This is a genomic window from Evansella sp. AB-P1, assembly GCF_029688925.1.
Lineage (GTDB): Bacteria > Bacillota > Bacilli > Bacillales > Salisediminibacteriaceae > Evansella.
In genome coordinates this window covers 68836-84215 of the sequence record NZ_JARUKY010000003.1, presented here as the reverse complement: position 1 = coordinate 84215, position 15380 = coordinate 68836, and the positions used below count along the sequence as shown (strand labels likewise).

Below are 15380 nucleotides of genomic sequence, written 5' to 3'. Positions count from 1 at the left end.
ATTCTGGTTTTTTAGCCTAAAAATAGTTTGTAGCTGTATTTGGTGAATAATGTCGAAATTCCTGGTTGTTAGTTCGTTATTTCTGTAAATTGCTGAAATAGTAGTGTGATAAAGGGAGAAATTTCTTATAAAGGACTATTTTGATGGGGAGGAGTGTTGTGAAAACGCTGTCATTTATGTGTTTTTTTCTATATAGGGATTTTTTGTATTTGACGATTTAGACGAGAAGATAGTTTCTGTTTACGAAAACTTGAAAAATGTTTTTTTAGAATAAGGTGTAAAAGAGTGTAAAATTCTATTTCGGTTTAAGAAAGCGTTTGCAGAATATTGTCGAATTTGTCGAAATAGTCAGTTAAAAAAGAATTGACTATGTGAAAAACCCTTGTTATATTGGAATTGTGGTAGCCCCACAGATTTTTAATACGAAGGGAATGTGTTAGAAACATGCAAGGAAAAGTAAAATGGTTTAACGCAGAAAAAGGTTTTGGATTCATTGAGCGTGAGGGTGGAGATGACGTATTCGTACATTTCTCTGCAATCGAACAAGAAGGTTTCAAATCATTAGAAGAAGGACAAGACGTACAATTTGAAATCGTTGAAGGTGCTCGTGGACCACAAGCCGCTAATGTAACGAAGCTTTAATTCGCATTCCCGTATTATTGAAAGTAAAGATCATGATGCAATTTTATTATAGATTGCTTATATGAGTACAGCTTTTGTAAGGGAATTGAATACTAGGCGTAATTATTAAAACCCGTCCCAAGGTAATTGGCGACGGGTTTTTCCTGCTTATCAACTTTTTACAAACGATGCACAAACGTTTTGTGAAAAGGGTCTAAATAGGTAAGTATTGGGAGAAAGTATAAGTAAAGAGTGTTAACACTTGTTTTTGTGTAAGGAAATCTAACGTGTGTCATGTCTCTTCACATTTTCGACAAAAAAATTGTTATTTTTCTTAATGTTTGGGAAGGAATATTAAGTGGGTATATAGAATATTACTTGTATTACTGAAAGGAGGAGTTTGCTTATGAATTTTAATATTCGTGGCGAAAACCTTGAAATAACACCAGCATTGAGAGATCATGTGGAAAAGAAGGTAGGAAAGCTTGAGAGGTACTTTGACGGCACACCACAGTCAGATGTCAATGTAAAAATGAGTGTAGTAAATAATGACCAAAAAGTAGAAATTACGATTCCGATGACGAAACTTTTATTAAGAGCTGAAGAAAAACATAGTGACATGTATGCAGCAGTTGATCTAGTAATTGAAAAGTTAGAACGTCAAATTCGAAAACATAAAACGAAGGTAAACCGAAAATTCAGAACAGATAATAGCTTGAAATATATGTTTAAAAATGAATTAGAGCCACTGGCTGAAGAAATTCCAACTGCAGTGGAAGAAGAGGATGACTTTGAAATTGTTCGTACGAAACGATTTGATTTAAAGCCTATGGACACAGAAGAAGCGATTTTACAAATGGATATGCTAGGGCATAACTTCTTCGTCTTCTCTAACTCTGTTAGCGGATTTACCAACGTTGTTTATAAGCGTAAGGATGGTCGATACGGATTAATTGAGCCAGAGTAAGACAAGGCTTTGTATATTCCATAGAAAGTAAATCAGACCTTTCTATGTTGTATAAGAAGAATCAAACGTGATCTACTTAAACTATAAACAAAAAGGAGCTTGCATCGTTTCCACGAGCAAGCTCCTTTTTATGTTTGTTGAAGCCTGTCACAAAATCGACAAGGACCTGGTTAGTGAACTTTCTGTCACTAACCAGGTCCTTGAACTTTTTTTGAACTTTTCTTGGTTTTATTTTTTGGTGATTTTTATTCTGCCTGTTTCGCCTGCTCTTGTTGATCCTGGTCTTTGGATGACTACTTGTTCGTCTTCTGCTAAGTTTGTGAAGACGATTGGTGTCATGACTGATGGTGCTTTGCTTCTTACGGATGTTAAGTCTACTTGAAGGAGTGGTTGTCCTTTTTCTACTTTGTCTCCTTGACTTACGAGTGCTTCGAAGCCTTCTCCTTTAAGGTTCACTGTATCGATACCAACGTGTACCAATATTTCTTTTCCATCGTCTGTTTGCAGTCCAATGGCATGCTTCGTTGGGAAGAGGTTGACGATTGTCCCATCTACAGGAGATACAACCTTTCCATTAGAATCAATTGGATCAATGGCAAAGCCATCCCCCATCATTTTTTCCGCAAACATTTGATCTGGAACCTCTGTTATTGGTTTTATCTCACCGGCCATAGGCATGGCAACATCTAAATCAGCTGCAGATGTTGGGCTTGTTGGTTCTTGGGTTGTTACGGATTCCTCTTCAGGGATAGGTGTATTTCCTTTAATAATATCCTCCATTTGCCCTTTAATGTTTTCCGAACGAGGACCGAAGATTGCTTGAATGTTTCGATCCACTTGCATAACACCGGAAGCACCAAGCTGTTTAATGCGATCCTTGTCTACTTTGCTTACATCGTTAACTGTAATACGTAAACGAGTGATACAAGCGTCTAAGTCCTTCAGATTTTCTTTCCCACCTAATGCTTTTAAAATTTCGTAAGGTAGTTCGTTGTTTACGGATGTTTTTCCGCCAGAGGCTACACCATTATTTTCTGTTTCACGACCTGGTGTCATGAGGTTAAATTTCTGGATTGCCCATCGGAAACCAAAGTAATAAATGACGGCGAATATTAAACCTACAACGATAACAAGCCACCAAGCTGTCCGGTTAGGTAACACACCGAATAATAGGAAGTCGATGACCCCACCTGAGAAGGTTTGTCCAATTTTTACATCTAAAAGATGCATGGTCATAAAGGATAGACCGGCAAAAATCGTGTGAATACCAAACAATAACGGTGCAACGAATAGGAAACTGAACTCGATTGGTTCGGTGATACCTGTTAAAAATGATGTTAAGGCTGCAGAACCCATAATACCTGCGACAATCGTTTTTTGATCCTCTCGTGCACAGTGGTAGATGGCTAATGCGGCAGCAGGTAGACCGAACATCATGAATGGGAATTTACCAGTCATGTACGTACCAGCAGTAAAGTCTACCCCATCTCGCAACTGTGCGAAGAATATACGTTGGTCACCTCGAATAATTTCTCCTGCTTCGTTTGTGTATTGACCAAATTCAAACCAGAATGGAGAGTAGAATATGTGATGAAGTCCAAATGGAATTAAGGCACGTTCTACTACACCGAAAATGAAAGCAGATAACGTTCGATTTGTCTCTGTCATGAAATAAGAGAAGTTGTTTAATCCTTCTTGTGCAAATGGCCATATGAAGGTCATGATTGCACCAAGGACAATTGCGGAAGCTGCCGTCACAATTGGGACGAAACGCTTTCCAGCAAAGAATCCTAAATAGGAGGGGAGTTCAATATTGTAGTATCGTTTAAAGAGATAGGCTGCCAAGAGCCCCACTATAATACCTCCAAATACCCCTGTCTGTAAGGTAGGGATACCGAGGACACTAGCGTAATCTGGTTGATCTAGCATTTCTGGTGTGATGTGACCGATTACCCCCATCGTCACATTCATTATGAGATATCCGATGAGAGCTGCTAGAGCCGCAACACCGTCACCGTTAGCTAGTCCAACAGCAACCCCAACGGCGAATAATAGTGGGAGGTTGGCGAAAACAATGTCACCAGAGGCTTCCATCATTTCTGCTATTAAAACTATCCAATCAGCTTCTAATGCTGGGATTCGCATCACTAAATCCGGGTTTTGTAATGCATTACCAAAGGCAAGTAAAATACCTGCAGCAGGTAATAATGCAACGGGTAGCATTAAGGAACGACCAATACGCTGCAAGACACCGAATGAGTTTTTAACCATTGATTTTTCCTCCTTTATTTTGGCTGTGTTATAGGACTATGTGGTTTTATTAGACATTTGGCTTTTGCGGATGGTGCGAGACTCCTGCGGGAAAATCAAAAGGTGAAGATACCACAGGAAGCGTTATTTGCTTCCGAGGAAGCTGAAACATTGCCCGCGGAAAGGGAGCACCCAGCAGCCAAAATCAATAACAAAATTTAACACAAAGCCTATTTATTAAGTGAAATTAAACACAAAAACGTATAGTAAAAGGATGACAACAGAATTGTTCTACCGATAGATTTCCCCCAATCATTTCTCCTATACACAGCATTTTCACTTCTTGTTGATCCCTTACATAACCGGATGACTGAGATTGTTTATGTAACGAAAATATCACAAAATTGCCACGAACCAGGTTTGTGGCGGGGATGTGAAGATACGCAGAGATGTCATGAATCTGTCACGAGCCATGTTTGTGACGTTTGTTTGTGACGTTTGGTTTGTGACGTTTGTGTGTTTATTGGGTATTTCTTGTAAGGGGTTGAACAAACTGTTAAAATGTAAGTTAGCTGTCTAGTATGTTGTATGAAGGTTTTTACGTGTTTTCCGTTTCATAAGTGGACACTTAAAAAGCTATTGTGGACAGAAATAATTTTTTATACTATATATTCAAAGAGAGCATTCATAGAGATCAGCATCTAGTGAAAATGAAAAGAAGGTTTAAGAGACCTCTAAGCTAATAAAAATGATAAGGGAGCAATGTCCGTATGATAGGTTTATTAAAAAAGGTCATTGGTGATTCGGATGGTAGGCATTTAAAAAAGCTACAAAAAACAGTAGATCAGATCGAAGGGCTAAGCGATGATATGAAAAAGCTTAGTGACGATGGTCTTCGTCAAAAAACTGCTGAATTTAAAGAACGTTATCGGAATGGGGAAAAGATAGAAAAGATTTTACCAGAGGCCTTTGCAGTTGTACGAGAAGGCTCTACTCGTGCTCTAGGCTTAACCCACTATCCTGTTCAGCTTATCGGTGGTATTATTCTTCACCATGGTGACATCGCAGAAATGAAAACAGGGGAAGGTAAAACACTTGTTGGAACTCTTGCTGTTTACCTCAATGCCATTACGGAAAAAGGGGTTCACGTTGTTACCGTGAACGAATACTTAGCAAAGCGTGATGCAGAAGAAATGGGCAAGCTCTACAAGTTCCTAGGACTTACTGTAGGGTTGAATGTTAATGGTCTTTCTCGTGAAGAAAAGCAGGAAGCTTATAACTGTGATGTAACATATGGAACAAACAACGAATTTGGTTTTGACTATTTACGTGACAACATGGTTATCTATAAGGAACAAATGGTACAACGACCACTTCATTACGCTATCGTGGATGAGGTTGACTCCATTTTAATCGATGAGGCTCGTACACCATTAATTATTTCTGGATCTGCTGAAAAATCTACACAGCTTTATACAGCAGCAAATTCCTTCGTCCGTATGTTAAATGAGGAAGAAGACTACACCTATGATGAAAAAACAAAGTCCGTTCAAATTACCGATGAAGGGGTAAGTAAAGCAGAACGGGCATTTAATATTGATAACTTATTTGATTCTGAGCATGTTCAGCTGAACCATCATATTAATCAATCCTTAAAAGCGCACAAAGTAATGGTTCGCGACGAGGATTATGTGGTGGAAGATGGTGAAGTACAAATTGTTGACCAATTTACTGGTCGTCTTATGAAGGGACGTCGCTATAGTGATGGTCTTCACCAAGCCATTGAAGCAAAGGAAGGATTAGAAATTAAGCGAGAAAGTATGACCCTTGCATCGTTAACATTCCAGAACTACTTCCGTATGTATGAAAAGCTTGCTGGGATGACTGGTACAGCGAAAACAGAGGAAGAGGAATTCCGTAACATTTATAATATGAATGTATATTCGGTACCAACGAACAAGCCAATTGTAAGAATTGATCAGCCGGATTTAATTTTTAAAACAATGGATGCAAAATTTCGTGCCATTATTGAACAGATTTCTGAGCTATACAGCAAAGGTCAGCCAGTATTAGTAGGGACAGTAAACGTTGATACTTCTGAACTTATTTCTAATATGCTTAAGAAAAAACGCATTCCACATAACGTTTTAAATGCGAAAAACCATGCTCATGAGGCAGAAATTATTGAAAATGCTGGTCAGGAAAAAGCAGTTACGATTGCAACGAACATGGCTGGTCGTGGTACAGACATTAAGCTTGGAGCAGGTGTCGTTGATCTAGGTGGACTCTTTGTTCTTGGTACTGAACGTCATGAAAGTAGACGTATCGATAACCAGCTCCGTGGACGTTCTGGTCGTCAAGGGGATCCAGGGGAATCACGTTTCTTCCTATCTCTTGAGGATACATTAATGCGTCGTTTTGGTTCGGAAAACATGAGCAAAATGATGGAACGACTTGGAATGGATGAGGATCAACCAATCGAAAGCAAAATGGTCAGTCGTGCCGTTGAACAGGCCCAAAAACGAGTAGAAGGAAACAACTTTGATGCTCGTAAGCAATTACTTCAGTATGACGACGTGATGCGTGAGCAGCGTGACATTATTTATGAGCAACGAATGGAAGTTCTTGAATCTGAAAACCTCCGTGAAGTTGTTGATAAAATGTTAGAATCAACGATCGAACGTAATGTCACTGCCTTTACCCCAGAATCAGAGGTACCTGAGGATTGGAACCTACAAGGCATAGTGGATTACATTAACGCTACAGTTTTAAACGAAAAAGAAATTGAACTTAAAGATATTAACGGCTTAGATCCTGAAGAAATGATTGAGCTAATCGTTGATCGAGTCAAGGAAGAATATGATCGTCGTGAAGCGGAATTCTCACCAGAAATGATGCGAGAGTTTGAGAAGGTAATCGTCCTTCGTACCGTTGACACGAAGTGGACTCGTCACATCGACCAAATGGATCAGCTTCGTCAAGGGATTCATTTACGTGCCTATGGACAAAATGACCCGTTAAGAGAATACAAGTTTGAAGGCTTCCAAATGTTCGAGGAAATGATTGCTTCCATTGAAGAGGATGTTTCTCGTTACGTGATGAATGCCCAAATTCAAACGAACCTTGAACGTAAGCAAGTAGCGGAAGGGAAAGCAGTACATCGAAGTGCTTCACAAGCAAACGAGGACAAGAAGCGCAAAACGCCTTTCCGTAAAGAAAGCACTGTTGGACGAAATGATCCTTGCCCTTGTGGTTCAGGGAAAAAATATAAGCAATGCCACGGCAGATAATAGTTGAATTGAACGTTTGAAGATTTTTGAGGCTTTATTGGATGTTTGTGTAAGTTGGAAAAAATGAAGCTTTGAAAAAATTATGAAGGGAAGGTGCTTATGTAAAGCACCTTCTCCTTTCAGTTAGCTTATTAGCGTCGTTTTTATGGTATGATTTGAAATGGTAAAAATAGATTAATCTTTTTTTATAAAAATACAACACGTGATGCCAATAGTTTTCTACTATTTTTTTACAAAAGAATGATCATGAATGTTGTTTAATATTATGCTGAGGTGAAGGAAAATGGAATTATCAGAATTAAAGCAGGAACTGTCAACGATGGGTAAACAATTAGCAAACTTTAGGGGGTCTCTTTGACTTAGAGGAGAAGGAGGATCGTATAGCAGAGCTAGAGGATCTTATGTCCGACCCAACATTTTGGGATAGCCAAGAGGCAGCGCAGAAGGTTATTTCGGAAAACAACGGTTTAAAAGAGATGGTGGACACATATAGAAAGTTAGAATCTACTCATGAGGATCTCGAGGTTTCCTACGAATTAGTAAAGGAAGAGGGAGATGCTGAGCTTGCTGAGGAGCTTGAATCAGGAGTGAAAGAGCTTGTGAAAAAGCTGAATGACTTTGAACTTCAGTTATTACTCAGTGAACCTTATGATAAAAATAATGCTATTCTTGAACTCCACCCAGGTGCTGGTGGAACGGAATCACAGGACTGGGCATCTATGCTTCTTCGTATGTATACACGTTGGGCAGAGGGGAAGGGTTTCAAAGTGGAAACAATGGATTACCTTCCTGGTGATGAGGCTGGAGTTAAGAGTGTCACATTAATGATCACCGGCCATAACGCCTACGGATATTTGAAGGCGGAAAAAGGGGTTCATCGTCTCGTGCGAATCTCTCCTTTTGATTCATCAGGGCGACGTCATACATCGTTCGTGTCCTGTGAAGTAATGCCTGAGCTCGATGATAATGTAGAAATTGAAGTTTCACCTGATCAGTTGAAAATTGATACGTATCGTGCAAGTGGAGCTGGTGGACAGCATATTAATACGACTGATTCTGCTGTTCGTATTACCCACTTACCTACTAATACGGTGGTTACGTGTCAATCGGAACGTTCGCAAATTAAAAACCGTGAGCAAGCCATGAAAATGTTGAAGGCAAAGCTATTCCAGCTTGAAATAGAAAGACAGCAGCAAGAACTGGATGAAATTCGTGGTGAGCAGTCTGATATTGGGTGGGGTAGTCAAATTCGTTCTTATGTCTTCCATCCATATAATATGGTAAAGGACCACCGAACGAATTACGAAACTGGGAATACCCAATCGGTTATGGACGGTGAGCTGGATCCATTCATTGATGCTTACTTACGATCGCAAATAAAATAATTTGATTGGAGAAAACTGTACCCATCTATTGCCTTTTGGCGTTTTGGATAGATGAGGTGCAGTTTTTTTGTTTTCTTGAGTTGTGGAGAGAGGCATATCTTGCCACAAAAGAAGGAAAAGCTGGATTGCGGGCACGGAAGAAGGAGCCCCTGTTCCTGCAAAAGGAGAAAAGCAAGTTTGCAGGGACGGAGGAAGCCGCCCCTGTTACTACAAAAGGAGAAAAGCAGGTTTGCAGGCACAGGGGAAGAAGCCCCTGTTCCTGCAAAAGGAGAAAAGTAGGTTTGCTGGCACAGAGGAAGGAGCCCCTGTTCCTGTAAAAGGAGAAAAGCAAGTTTGCAGGGACGGAGGAAGCCGCCCCTGTTCCTACAAAAGGAGAAAAGCAGGTTTGCAGGCACAGGGGAAGGAGCCCCTATTCCTACAAAAGGAGAAAAGCAGGTTTGCAGGCACAGGGGAAGAAGCCACTGTTCCTACAAAAGGAGAAAAGTAGGTTTGCTGGCACAGAGGAAGAAGCCACTGTTCCTGCAAAAGGAGAAAAGTAGGTTTGCTGGCACGGAGGAAGCCGCCCCTGTTCCTACAAAAGGAGAAAAGCAGGTTTGCTGGCACAGAGGAAGGAGCCCCTGTTCCTGCAAAAGGAGAAAAGTAGGTTTGCTGGCACAGAGGAAGGAGCCCCTGTTCCTGTAAAAGGAGAAAAGCAGGTTTGCAGGCACAGGGGAAGAAGCCACTGTTCCTGCAAAAGGAGGAAAGAGGTTTGCGGTATCATAACAAGCTGTCAATGACCCTGTAATAGGAAAAAAGAAACATACTGGACAGTAGAAACCATTATTAATACTATAAATAGTTAAGTCGAATTAGGCCGAACATTTTCTTCAATTTTTCTGTTAAATTTGTTCGGAAAATTTATTTAACTTCAAAATATGAGTACCGGTTTTTCTCCACTTTATTAAAATATTTTGTCATAATTCTCAATATTGTTTTCTTTGATTTAAACAATCCACACCATTGTAAAATTTCAGAAGTCGTCACTTTTCTGTCCGGAAAAAGTAGCTTGTACTCTTTAACGGCGCGTAAAATACTTACATCTACACCCTCTAAATGTCCACAAGTTTTACAACAAATCTTCTGGAACTTAGTACCACCAATTAAATGAACATGTAATGATCGGCAGGAAGCACACGCAATACCTTTTTTTATCGTTTCAAAATTGTACTTAGGGATATTATCAAATGAAGGTCTTGATATATGCATAGACTTCAGTTTTTCTGCTAGCTGCATGTGTCTTTGATTCGGCTTCACAGTTATTTTTTTACCCAAGTCGTTCATAAACCGATTTAATTGTGTTGGAAAGATAATGGGACTGTCTATTGAAGAGTGGTAAAGAGTAAACTCCGGGTGGATAAAAATGAGGTTAGATTGAATGGGAAGATGGGAGTTGATGCCTTGTTGTTGCAGCAATTGCCGTAGTAATGTTTCACTTCGTTGCATTTGATGTAGTGGATTTGTGATAGCATTATTTGTTTTACAGAAGAACCATTCACCATTTTTAATATAGTAATCTCCTTCGAAAGTCTTTATTTCAAAAATGTAAATGGTGGAGGTTGAGAGGAGAACAGAATCTAGCTGGAATTGTGTATTGTTGTGCTCAAGCAATAAATCATTTAAAACAAGGCAATTCTCGTTTGGTACACTTTTGGCTAAAAGCTCATCGAATTGACATTCACCTTCAAACCCTTTTTTCATTTTCCAAAAATACTTCTTTTCTTTTTCTGTAAAGCTTACGCGATAGTTCAGTAAGTGCATTAATTGTTGTTCCTGAGACATCACACGAGATTTTAATTCCATGGCAACACCTGCTTTCGATAAAATAATTCTATATATTACCATTTAATAGTATGCGATAATACAAATATTTACAATCTTAATTTGTTAAAACCACAAAATAATTTAATTCAACCATTCCAGTGCCTCAAAATTCCATGTATACATCGGTGTTTATATCAAGCCACTTACTGTGACTACTACAACATGAGAAATTCATAAGAACCTGAACACTGTTAAAATTGTACATTATCTTAGGCAAGCACATGACAACTAAATTCAAGAATATTTCAGTGATCAACGAATACTTTCGCAAACAGTGAACGGAATTTCGTAGTGGTATAGGATTATCGTCCAATGAACCTATAAAAAGTAAAAAAGGTTTGCGGAAACAGAGAAAGCCGCCCCCGTGCCTGCAAAAGTAGAAAAAGGGATTTGCAGGAACAGAGGAAGAAGACCGAGTTCCTGCAAAAGGATAAAAGCAAGTTTGCAGGAACGGAAGAAGGAGCCCGTGTTCCTGCAAAAGGATAAAAGCAAGTTTGCAGGAACGGAAGAAGGAGCCCGAGTTCCTGCAAAAGGATAAAAGCAAGTTTGCAGGCACAGAAGAAGGAGTCCGTGTTCCTTCAAAAGGATAAAAGCAAGTTTGCAGGAACGGAAGAAGGAGCTCGTGTTCCTGCAAAAGGATAAAAGCAAGTTTGTAGGAACTGAAGAAGGAGCTCGTGTTCCTGCAAAAGGATAAAAGCAAGTTTGCAGGCACAGAAGAAGGAGTCCGTGTTCCTGCAAAAGGATAAAAGCAGCTTTGCAGGAACATAGAAGCCATAAATCCAATCAAATGCCAATGTTGCATCTCTAACTTCAATTGATAGCATAAAACCAAAGATAATTACAAACCATAATCTTTTACCATATCATATATTCCGCATTAATACAACGCCATATATGACCCCTTTTAAAATTTCAAAGCAATATTTTCCATCGCATATTTTTATCCCTTTAAAAAAACCACCTATTAATACCCCACATTTAAAGACCCAATTTTCAAAGCATCAAAGTTCCAACACCTTAACATCTAACGCCCAAGATGTCCTAGTTTCCAAAACACTTCATTCACTCAAAACCTCTCAGTCAACACCCTGATATACGCAACCCCATTTCCTTAACGAACAACTCAACGCAAATTTCAAAAATTCCCCACCAGAATCTTCTTCTTCACCGTATTAAAGCTTTACATTAGTCTCATTTACACATATTTTTGTCAATGTTATACTACTTGAGGCTTTTTCAAATCTGTGAACGAAAAGATGTGCCCTAACCCCACTGTTATCACCATATCCGGAACAGATTAATACTTTCAAAATAATAGCAAACAATGATAGTACGATATTTTTAGTTGGTGCCTAAATACATAATTTATTTTTAAAAATTCCCAAAAGCTAAACGTACGTACTTATTTATAACTTTTATTTTTTACAGAAATCAGGTGATCTTATGATGAAGAAAATGCAAAGACGGATGGAGAGGGAGCCGTTGAGCCCTATTCAACGAATTATTTTTGAGTTTGGCCATGTTTTAGTGGGATCGGCCATTGTGGCAATAGCTTTTAATATCTTTTTATTACCGAATCAAATTGCCTCTGGTGGTGTGTCTGGTATTTCCATTATCTTTTATTCTGTCTTTGGCTTTGAACCAGCGTTTACGCAATGGGCATTTAACATTCCGTTATTTGTGGCTGGTGTACTTCTACTAGGTGGGAGCCTTGTTGGAAGTATATTGTACGGTACGAAAACCTTTGTTGGTACACTGTTTTTACCATTTGTTGTTTTTGTAACGAGAGATTTAGAGCCTGCTACGACAGATCCTTTATTAGGTGCCATCTTCGGTGGTCTCGGTGTTGGACTCGGTCTTGGAATCGTCTTTCGTTCTAACTCCTCTACTGGGGGAACGGACTTAGCTGCTCAAATAATTAATAAGTATACGGGAATGTCTTTAGGTGGCTGTGTTTTTCTAATGGACGGACTTGTTGTAGCGTCATCGGCATTCATCTTCGGTTTTGAATATGCCCTTTATGCACTCATTGGGTTGTTTACGACAGGAAAAACCATTGATTTAGTTCAAGTTGGTTTTGGCTATTCGAAAATGGCAATAATAATATCTGAATATGAGGAAGAAGTTAAGCAAGGAATTTTAACGAAGGTAGATCGAGGTGTAACGAAACTCGATGGTTATGGAGGCTACACGAATCAGGAACGTCCCGTGCTCATGGTTGTTGTAGGGAGGAACGAAGTGGCAAAATTAAAGCAAGTCGTTCAAACGATCGATCCTGCTGCATTTGTGGTTGTAAGTAATGCCTCTGAAGTGCTCGGAAAGGGTTTCAAAAATCAATAATAGGTTATAATATCTATTGGGAGTTGTGGTACAAGGTATTCTATAATAGAAGGAATTAAACTTTGAGGAGGGAATAAAATGAAAAAGTTACTCGTTGTAATGTTTGTGGCAATGCTTGTTCTTGGAGCTTGCGGTGGTAATAATACGAATGATCCGCAACCAGATGAAGGCAATAATAATGTAGAAAACGATGTAGCTACAGGTGATAGTAGCACGTATGACCTTGATAACGGACAGCAAGTGTATAGAGCCAACTGTGCTGGCTGTCATGGAGGAGAGCTTGGTGGAGCTTCGGGACCTCCGTTACTAGGCTATTCTGCTGAAGATGTAATCGTGGCTATCCAAGAAGGCCCTGGCCCAATGACACCGAATATGGTTGACCCGCAAGAAGCGGAGGATGTAGCTGCTTGGATCGCAGCACAATAAATCCACTTGAAAATGTTAAATACAAATCGTATTGAAAAAAACAGTGTTATGTTTAACGCTGTTTTTTATTTGCGAAAAAATCCAGTGACATTCCATATTAAACTTCCATTATTCCTCAAATACACTTCTCATTTGTAAAAACACTTCTTTCACAAATTCGTCACACATTTTACAACACATGGAACAAACAATTCCAACTTCATCCATTTAACTCGTACTTTTCTCTAAATATGGTAATTCATTTCTATTTTGGATGAAATATTTCAGTTTTGAAATGAAATTGTAAAAAAAATAAACTTAAATCGTCGATTAATGATGATATAATGTTTAAGAGTGAGAGATGTGTTGAAATTTATACAACATTAAACAAATATTTAAGATTATGTCAGTTTTTATCAAATAAACAAGTGTTCCAGAAAAATAGAATACATTTTTATGTAAGGCTGAATGTTCTATATAGTGAATATTTTACTAGTTTACTTGGTTTATACGCACTATTAATTATAGCACTACATGTTACTGTCGACATTAAGAGACATCTCAAGACAATTACTATATGTAGGAAGTGATTTAAATTGATTACAATGAATGAAGTTTGGAAAACATACCCAAATGGTGTCATGGCCATTAATGGGATAGATGTAGATATTTCAAAAGGTGAGTTTGTTTACGTTGTAGGTCCAAGTGGAGCAGGAAAATCCACATTTATAAAAATGATGTACCGTGAAGAAAAACCGACACGTGGAGACATCATTATTGATGGGAAAAATTTAGCTAAAGTAAAAGAACGACATATACCTTATATTCGTCGAAATATGGGGGTAATCTTTCAGGACTTTAAATTATTACCGGGCTTAACGGTATATGAAAATGTTGCCTTTGCTATGGAAGTAATAGAAGAAAGTAAAAGTAATATTCGTCGACGTGTCATGAATGTATTAGAGGTTGTGCATTTGAAAAACAAAGCACGCTTTTATCCTCATGAGCTATCAGGGGGAGAACAGCAACGTGTTGCGATTGCCCGTGCTATTGTGAACAGTCCAGCTGTACTTATTGCTGACGAACCAACAGGTAACCTAGACCCAGATACTTCATGGGAAATTATGCACATTTTAGAAGAAATTAATGATCGAGGTACTACTGTAGTTATGGCTACCCATAATAAAGAAATTGTAAACACATTACGTAAACGAGTAATTGCTATTGAAAGTGGTCGTATTGCACGTGATGAAGCAAGGGGGGAATACGGCTATGAAAGGTAGAACTCTCGGGCGTCATGTAAAAGAAGGTGGAAAAAACCTTATAAGAAATGGTTGGATGACTTTCGCATCCGTTAGTGCCGTTACTGTAATGCTTTTAGTTGTTGGTACATTCCTTTTAATTATTATGAATGTTAATCACTTTGCAAACTCTCTTGAAGATGATGTAGAAGTACGTGTCTTTATTGATTTTGCTGCTTCTGGTGACAATCAGGACGAGCTCTATTCAGAATTAGATCAAATACCGGGTGTAGCTTCCATAGAATTTGTTCCTAAAGAAGAAGGGCTGGATTCTCTTATTTCAAGCTTAGGAGAGCAGGGAGCTATCTTTGAAACATTGCGGGATGAAAATCCTTTAAATGATGTTTTTGTTGTACAAGCAGAGGATCCACAGGATACAGCTGACTTAGCTAGTGAAATTGAAGAAATGGTACATGTAGAATCAGTTGAATATGGAAAAGACATTTTTGATAATCTCTTTGCAGCAACGAATTTCGTAAGAATGATTGGATTAGCTTTAATTTTAGCCTTAATGTTTACTGCTATGTTTTTAATAGCGAATACCATTAAGCTAACGATTATTGCTAGAAAACGAGAAATTCAGATTATGAAATTAGTAGGTGCAACAAACGGATTTATTCGTTGGCCATTTTTTGTAGAAGGACTACTCTTAGGTGTTTTAGGAGCAATTATTCCTATCTCCCTTCTTGCCTACGGTTACACAAGCTTTTACGGAAGTATTGGTACAGATACGGGGATAGATTTCTTTACCTTCCTAGAACCGAACCCATTAACGATGCAAATGGCGATTTTACTAGGGAGTATCGGAGCATTTGTTGGTATTTGGGGAAGTATGATGAGTGTTCGTAAGTTCTTAAAAGTTTAATAGATTCCCTTTTTAAATGAATCAAAAGGTGTTATTCCTTTAAATGGTTCGAATTCCTACCTCAGTTCTTTATGTGTTTTGGGGATTCGAACCTAT

The 15380-nt window shown here is 38.7% G+C and carries 15 protein-coding genes; 12 read left to right on the top strand and 3 right to left on the bottom strand.

All coding sequences use genetic code 11. The features are described from left to right. The first annotated feature begins 444 nt into the window (after positions 1-444). Positions 445-642: a cold-shock protein CspD gene (gene cspD / locus QA612_RS04055; protein WP_278282481.1), complete on the top strand. Its 198-nt coding sequence runs from the start codon at positions 445-447 to the stop codon at positions 640-642. A 385-nt stretch (positions 643-1027) separates the two neighbouring features. Next, positions 1028-1588, top strand: a complete 561-nt coding sequence (gene hpf, locus QA612_RS04050; RefSeq protein WP_278282480.1) for a ribosome hibernation-promoting factor, HPF/YfiA family — start codon at positions 1028-1030, stop codon at positions 1586-1588. A 228-nt stretch (positions 1589-1816) separates the two neighbouring features. On the opposite strand, the gene ptsG is transcribed toward hpf, so the two are convergent. Then, positions 1817-3859 carry a glucose-specific PTS transporter subunit IIBC gene (gene ptsG / locus QA612_RS04045; RefSeq protein ID WP_278282479.1) on the bottom strand — a complete coding sequence of 681 codons (2043 nt, stop codon included), beginning with the start codon at positions 3857-3859 and terminating at the stop codon, positions 1817-1819. A gap of 749 nt (positions 3860-4608) precedes the next feature. Here ptsG and secA point away from each other — a divergent pair. The 5 genes from secA (at position 4609) to QA612_RS04020 (ending at position 9289) form a co-directional block, all read left to right on the top strand. Continuing rightward, positions 4609-7128, top strand: coding sequence for a preprotein translocase subunit SecA (gene secA, locus QA612_RS04040; RefSeq protein ID WP_278282478.1), 2520 nt, complete (start codon positions 4609-4611; stop codon positions 7126-7128). Positions 7129-7411: 283 nt separating this feature from the next. Beyond that, positions 7412-8513, top strand: a protein-coding gene (gene prfB, locus QA612_RS04035; RefSeq protein WP_278282477.1) for a peptide chain release factor 2 whose coding sequence is annotated in 2 segments (ribosomal slippage) — positions 7412-7483 and positions 7485-8513 — 1101 coding nt in all. Because the reading frame shifts where the segments join, the coding sequence is not laid out codon by codon here. Between the two features lie 99 nt (positions 8514-8612). Continuing rightward, complete coding sequence (locus tag QA612_RS04030) at positions 8613-8792, top strand: hypothetical protein (RefSeq protein WP_278282476.1); 180 nt, start codon at positions 8613-8615, stop codon at positions 8790-8792. Next, positions 8743-9000 carry a hypothetical protein gene (locus QA612_RS04025; RefSeq protein ID WP_278282475.1) on the top strand — a complete coding sequence of 86 codons (258 nt, stop codon included), beginning with the start codon at positions 8743-8745 and terminating at the stop codon, positions 8998-9000. The genes QA612_RS04030 and QA612_RS04025 overlap by 50 nt, the downstream gene beginning before the upstream one ends. A 106-nt stretch (positions 9001-9106) precedes the next feature. Beyond that, complete coding sequence (locus QA612_RS04020; protein WP_278282474.1) at positions 9107-9289, top strand: hypothetical protein; 183 nt, start codon at positions 9107-9109, stop codon at positions 9287-9289. A 121-nt stretch (positions 9290-9410) separates the two neighbouring features. Here the strand turns inward: QA612_RS04020 and QA612_RS04015 are convergent, their stop codons facing one another. Beyond that, positions 9411-10352: a nuclease-related domain-containing protein gene (locus QA612_RS04015; protein ID WP_278282473.1), complete on the bottom strand. Its 942-nt coding sequence runs from the start codon at positions 10350-10352 to the stop codon at positions 9411-9413. A 385-nt stretch (positions 10353-10737) separates the two neighbouring features. Here QA612_RS04015 and QA612_RS04010 point away from each other — a divergent pair, with 385 nt between their 5' ends. Further along, positions 10738-10911: a hypothetical protein gene (locus QA612_RS04010; protein ID WP_278282472.1), complete on the top strand. Its 174-nt coding sequence runs from the start codon at positions 10738-10740 to the stop codon at positions 10909-10911. A 40-nt stretch (positions 10912-10951) separates the two neighbouring features. On the opposite strand, the gene QA612_RS04005 is transcribed toward QA612_RS04010, so the two are convergent. Beyond that, on the bottom strand, positions 10952-11167 hold the full coding sequence (locus tag QA612_RS04005) for a hypothetical protein (RefSeq protein ID WP_278282471.1): 216 nt from the start codon (positions 11165-11167) through the stop codon (positions 10952-10954). Positions 11168-11840: 673 nt separating this feature from the next. Between QA612_RS04005 and QA612_RS04000 the strand changes: the two genes are divergently transcribed. The 4 genes from QA612_RS04000 to ftsX all read left to right on the top strand — a co-directional run bounded on the left by QA612_RS04000 (position 11841) and on the right by ftsX (position 15284). Next, the gene (locus QA612_RS04000) at positions 11841-12713 is read left to right on the top strand and encodes a YitT family protein (protein ID WP_481804410.1); all 873 of its coding nucleotides are present in this window, start codon (positions 11841-11843) and stop codon (positions 12711-12713) included. A 78-nt stretch (positions 12714-12791) separates the two neighbouring features. Then, entirely contained in the window at positions 12792-13139 is a 348-nt protein-coding gene (locus tag QA612_RS03995; RefSeq protein ID WP_278282470.1) for a c-type cytochrome, read from the top strand. A 575-nt stretch (positions 13140-13714) separates the two neighbouring features. After that, positions 13715-14401, top strand: coding sequence for a cell division ATP-binding protein FtsE (gene ftsE / locus QA612_RS03990; RefSeq protein ID WP_278282469.1), 687 nt, complete (start codon positions 13715-13717; stop codon positions 14399-14401). Continuing rightward, positions 14391-15284 carry a permease-like cell division protein FtsX gene (gene ftsX, locus QA612_RS03985; protein WP_278282468.1) on the top strand — a complete coding sequence of 298 codons (894 nt, stop codon included), beginning with the start codon at positions 14391-14393 and terminating at the stop codon, positions 15282-15284. The genes ftsE and ftsX overlap by 11 nt, the downstream gene beginning before the upstream one ends. Positions 15285-15380 lie beyond the last annotated feature (96 nt).

Bases quoted from the DNA above. Each gene is read 5' to 3' on its own strand.
- cspD (WP_278282481.1), top strand. From the start codon at position 445: ATGCAAGGAAAAGTAAAATGGTTTAACGCAGAAAAAGGTTTTGGATTC.
- hpf (WP_278282480.1), top strand. From the start codon at position 1,028: ATGAATTTTAATATTCGTGGCGAAAACCTTGAAATAACACCAGCATTG.
- ptsG (WP_278282479.1), bottom strand. From the start codon at position 3,859: ATGGTTAAAAACTCATTCGGTGTCTTGCAGCGTATTGGTCGTTCCTTA.
- secA (WP_278282478.1), top strand. From the start codon at position 4,609: ATGATAGGTTTATTAAAAAAGGTCATTGGTGATTCGGATGGTAGGCAT.
- QA612_RS04015 (WP_278282473.1), bottom strand. From the start codon at position 10,352: ATGGAATTAAAATCTCGTGTGATGTCTCAGGAACAACAATTAATGCAC.
- QA612_RS04000 (WP_481804410.1), top strand. From the start codon at position 11,841: ATGGAGAGGGAGCCGTTGAGCCCTATTCAACGAATTATTTTTGAGTTT.
- QA612_RS03995 (WP_278282470.1), top strand. From the start codon at position 12,792: ATGAAAAAGTTACTCGTTGTAATGTTTGTGGCAATGCTTGTTCTTGGA.
- ftsX (WP_278282468.1), top strand. From the start codon at position 14,391: ATGAAAGGTAGAACTCTCGGGCGTCATGTAAAAGAAGGTGGAAAAAAC.